Raw genomic sequence first — 5,398 nt, forward strand, 5'->3', positions numbered from 1 at the left:
TCAAAACCATACAGTGGACGCAAACACACAAACACACACAAAAAATAATGTAAGCCTTCGGCCAATTAGTACCAGTCAACTCCACACCTCTTCAGTCGGCGCTTCCATACCCGGCCTATCAACCCCATCATCTATAGGGAGCCTCACACCCACAAAGGGCAAGGAAATCTCATCTCAAAACAGGCTTCCCGCTTAGATGCCTTCAGCGGTTATCCCTCCCGAACGTAGCCAATCAGCCATGCACCTGGCGGTACAACTGACATACCAGAGGTTCGTCCGTCCCGGTCCTCTCGTACTAAGGACAGCCTTTCTCAAATTTCCAACGCACGCAGCGGATAGGGACCGAACTGTCTCACGACGTTCTGAACCCAGCTCGCGTACCGCTTTAATGGGCGAACAGCCCAACCCTTGGGACCAACTCCAGCCCCAGGATGCGACGAGCCGACATCGAGGTGCCAAACCATGCCGTCGATATGAACTCTTGGGCAAGATCAGCCTGTTATCCCCGAGGTACCTTTTATCCGTTGAGCGACGGCCGTTCCACAACGTACCGCCGGATCACTAGTCCCGACTTTCGTCCCTGCTCGACCTGCCAGTCTCACAGTCAAGCTCCCTTGTGCACTTACACTCAACACCTGATTGCCAACCAGGCTGAGGGAACCTTTGGGCGCCTCCGTTACACTTTAGGAGGCAACCGCCCCAGTTAAACTACCCATCAGGCACTGTCCCTGACCCAGATCATGGGCCGAAGTTAGACATCCAGAATGACCAGAGTGGTATTTCAACAACGACTCCACCAACACTAGCGTGCCAGCTTCACAGTCTCCCACCTATCCTACACAAGCCACACCGAACACCAATACCAAACTATAGTAAAGGTCACGGGGTCTTTCCGTCCTGCTGCGCGAAACGAGCATCTTTACTCGTACTGCAATTTCACCGAGTTCATGGTTGAGACAGTAGGGAAGTCGTTACTCCATTCGTGCAGGTCGGAACTTACCCGACAAGGAATTTCGCTACCTTAGGATGGTTATAGTTACCACCGCCGTTTACTGGGGCTTAAATTCTCAGCTTCGCCCAAAAGGGCTAACCAATCCTCTTAACCTTCCAGCACCGGGCAGGAGTCAGTCCGTATACATCGTCTTACGACTTCGCACGGACCTGTGTTTTTGATAAACAGTCGCTTCCCCCTGGTCTCTGCGACCCATACACGCTCCGGGCAGCACGTGCCCATCACGCTCAAGGTCCCCCTTCTCCCGAAGTTACGGGGGCATTTTGCCGAGTTCCTTAACCATGATTCTCTCGATCGCCTTAGTATTCTCTACCTGATCACCTGTGTCGGTTTAGGGTACGGGCAACTAGAACCTCACGCCGATGCTTTTCTCGGCAGCATAGGATCACCAAATCCCCCACAAACGGGGTCCCATCACGTCTCAGGCCAACACGGGCGCATTTAACAACCCGATACCCTACACGCTTAGACCACGACAACCATCGCGTGGCTTGGCTACCTTCCTGCGTCACACCTGTTAACACGCTTACCGCCACAAATCGGGTCCCACAACCCGGCACAAGCTCCCACCAAAAAATGGCAGGTTACAAGCACCATCGCATGGTTAGCATCAAAGTATTGGTATGGACGGTTCTTCGTCGGTACGGGAATATCAACCCGTTATCCATCGACTACGCCTGTCGGCCTCGCCTTAGGCCCCGACTAACCCAGGGCAGATTAACTTGACCCTGGAACCCTTGATCATCCGGCGCACGGGTTTTCCACCCGTGATTCGCTACTCATGCCTGCATTCTCACTCGCATACCCTCCACCACTGGTTTCCACCGCAGCTTCACCGGATACACGACGCTCCCCTACCCAACAAGAAAAAATCTCATTGCCATGACTTCGGTGGTGTACTTGAGCCCCGCTACATTATCGGCGCAGAATCACTTGACCAGTGAGCTATTACGCACTCTTTCAAGGATGGCTGCTTCTAAGCCAACCTCCTGGTTGTCTAAGCAACTCCACATCCTTTCCCACTTAGTACACGCTTAGGGACCTTAATCGATGGTCTGGGCTGTTTCCCTCTCGACAATGAAGCTTATCCCCCACTGTCTCACTGCCGCGCTCTCACTTACCGGCATTCGGAGTTTGGCTGACGTCAGTAACCAATACGGCCCATCAACCAACCAGTAGCTCTACCTCCGGCAAGAAACACACGACGCTGCACCTAAATGCATTTCGGGGAGAACCAGCTATCACAGAGTTTGATTGGCCTTTCACCCCTACCCACAGCTCATCCCCTCCATTTTCAACTGAAGTGGGTTCGGTCCTCCACGACGTCTTACCGTCGCTTCAACCTGGCCATGGGTAGATCACTCCGCTTCGGGTCTAGATCCTGCCACTCAAACGCCCTATTCAGACTCGCTTTCGCTACGACTACCCCACACGGGTTAACCTCGCGACAGAACACTAACTCGCAGGCTCATTCTTCAAAAGGCACGCTGTCACCCCTCAAGGCTCCAACGGCTTGTAAGCACACGGTTTCAGGTACTATTTCACTCCCCTCCCGGGGTACTTTTCACCATTCCCTCACGGTACTGATTCACTATCGGTCATCAGGAAGTATTTAGACTTACCAGGTGGTCCTGGCAGATTCACACGAAATTCCACGAGTCCCGTGCTACTCGGGTGGCCAACACACGGCGTGCAACGTTACGGCTACGGGACTCTCACCCACTCCGGCCAACCATCCCAGGCTGTTCACCTACACCACACAACATCGCGCCAGGCAGCGGTTGAACTACCCACGTTGACTCCCACAACCCCCATGATGCAACCCTCAACCGGTATCACACACCACAGGTTTAGTCTCATCCGCTTTCGCTCGCCACTACTCACAGAATCATTATTTATTTTCTCTTCCAGCAGGTACTGAGATGTTTCACTTCCCCGCGTTCCCCCCAACCAGCCTATACATTCAACTGGCGGTAACACGCCTCACAGCGCGCTGGGTTTCCCCATTCGGAAATCCTGGTCTCAACGTCCTGTTATCAACTCCACCAGGCTTATCGCAGATTCACACGTCCTTCATCGGCTCCTGATGCCAAGGCATCCACCGTGTGCCCTTCATAACTTACAAAACACACAAATAATCAAAGAAAATCAATTACTTGCACACAAAAAATATGCATGCTCGTACTCATAGAAACCCTCATAACAGAGTTCCCAGAAGATGCTCGCGTCCACTATACAGTTCTCAAACAACAACCCACACACCACCAGAAACCACCACCAACACGGCAGCAACCCCCAGCAATGCCAGGCACAACCAAGACAACAACACCACACAACGTGCGGAGCCCATTGCCTCAAAACCCAACAGCGCGCCCTATTCAACACCACAAAACTAATATTCCACCCATGAGCAAACCAGGTGTCCAACACTCGTAGACAAACCCAGCCAACTATTGTTGTGCTCCTTAGAAAGGAGGTGATCCAGCCGCACCTTCCGGTACGGCTACCTTGTTACGACTTAGTCCCAATCGCTCGTCCCACCTTCGACGACTCCCCCCAAACGGTTAGGCCATCGGCTTCGGGTGTTACCAACTTTCGTGACTTGACGGGCGGTGTGTACAAGGCCCGGGAACGTATTCACCGCAGCGTTGCTGATCTGCGATTACTAGCGACTCCGACTTCATGGGGTCGAGTTGCAGACCCCAATCCGAACTGAGACAGGCTTTTTGGGATTAGCTCAACCTCACAGTATCGCAACCCTTTGTACCTGCCATTGTAGCATGCGTGAAGCCCAAGACATAAGGGGCATGATGATTTGACGTCATCCCCACCTTCCTCCGAGTTGACCCCGGCAGTCTCCTATGAGTCCCCGCCATAACGCGCTGGCAACATAGAACGAGGGTTGCGCTCGTTGCGGGACTTAACCCAACATCTCACGACACGAGCTGACGACAACCATGCACCACCTGTACACCAGCCCCGAAGGGAAACCCCATCTCTGAGGCGGTCCAGTGTATGTCAAGCCTTGGTAAGGTTCTTCGCGTTGCATCGAATTAATCCGCATGCTCCGCCGCTTGTGCGGGCCCCCGTCAATTCCTTTGAGTTTTAGCCTTGCGGCCGTACTCCCCAGGCGGGGCACTTAATGCGTTAGCTACGGCGCGGAAAACGTGGAATGTCCCCCACACCTAGTGCCCAACGTTTACGGCATGGACTACCAGGGTATCTAATCCTGTTCGCTCCCCATGCTTTCGCTTCTCAGCGTCAGTTACAGCCCAGAGACCTGCCTTCGCCATCGGTGTTCCTCCTGATATCTGCGCATTTCACCGCTACACCAGGAATTCCAGTCTCCCCTACTGCACTCTAGTCTGCCCGTACCCACTGCAATACCGGAGTTAAGCCCCGGTCTTTCACAGCAGACGCGACAAACCGCCTACAAGCTCTTTACGCCCAATAATTCCGGACAACGCTCGCGCCCTACGTATTACCGCGGCTGCTGGCACGTAGTTAGCCGGCGCTTCTTCTGCAGGTACCGTCACTTTCGCTTCTCCCCTGCTGAAAGAGGTTTACAACCCGAAGGCCGTCATCCCTCACGCGGCGTCGCTGCATCAGGCTTGCGCCCATTGTGCAATATTCCCCACTGCTGCCTCCCGTAGGAGTCTGGGCCGTGTCTCAGTCCCAGTGTGGCCGGTCACCCTCTCAGGCCGGCTACCCGTCGTCGCCTTGGTGAGCCATTACCTCACCAACAAGCTGATAGGCCGTGAGCCCATCTAAAACCAGTACAAACCCTTTCCACGAGGAAACCATGCGGTTCCACGTCGTATCCGGTATTAGACCCAGTTTCCCAGGCTTATCCCAGAGTTAAAGGCAGGTTACTCACGTATTACTCACCCGTTCGCCACTAATCCAACCAGTGCAAGCACCGGTCTTCATCGTTCGACTTGCATGTGTTAAGCACGCCGCCAGCGTTCGTCCTGAGCCAGGATCAAACTCTCCGTTGAAAAACAAAAAAGAAGTTCGAAAAACCTGGATCTCAAAATAAAATACGAAACAAGGAACCTCAACGCCACACGGGGTACGGTGACTCGGTCACTTGCTTCTAGCTGTCTATTCTGAAACCAAAAGAGGTATTTCAAAAATAAAATAAATAATTTGGTATCAGTTTTGTGTTCACATCAACCCCATCATGACGGGGTGATATGATCATTGAACAAAGCACACTATTGAGTTCTCAAACAACAAACCACACGCACCGCACACCAGGCACAAAAGCACCCAGGTAGCTGACATACGCCAGTCATTATTACTTGGTTTGGATTCCGTCACCCTCGATCGGGGCAACTCGTCTAGTTTACCAGAGCCTCACTGAAGCTTGCAACCCGGAAGTCC

At 53.1% G+C, this 5,398-nt stretch carries 2 rRNA genes; both read right to left on the bottom strand.

Going from position 1 to position 5,398, the window contains the following annotated elements:
• Nucleotides 1–45: 45 nt before the first annotated feature.
• A 23S ribosomal RNA gene (locus VVR12_RS10535) occupies nucleotides 46–3,137 on the bottom strand.
• A gap of 344 nt (nucleotides 3,138–3,481) precedes the next feature.
• Nucleotides 3,482–5,010, bottom strand: a 16S ribosomal RNA gene (locus tag VVR12_RS10540).
• Together the 16S and 23S rRNA genes form the textbook arrangement of a ribosomal RNA operon.
• Nucleotides 5,011–5,398 lie beyond the last annotated feature (388 nt).

Origin of the sequence: Rothia sp. LK2588 (genome assembly GCF_040946465.1) — a bacterium.
Lineage (GTDB): Bacteria > Actinomycetota > Actinomycetes > Actinomycetales > Micrococcaceae > Rothia.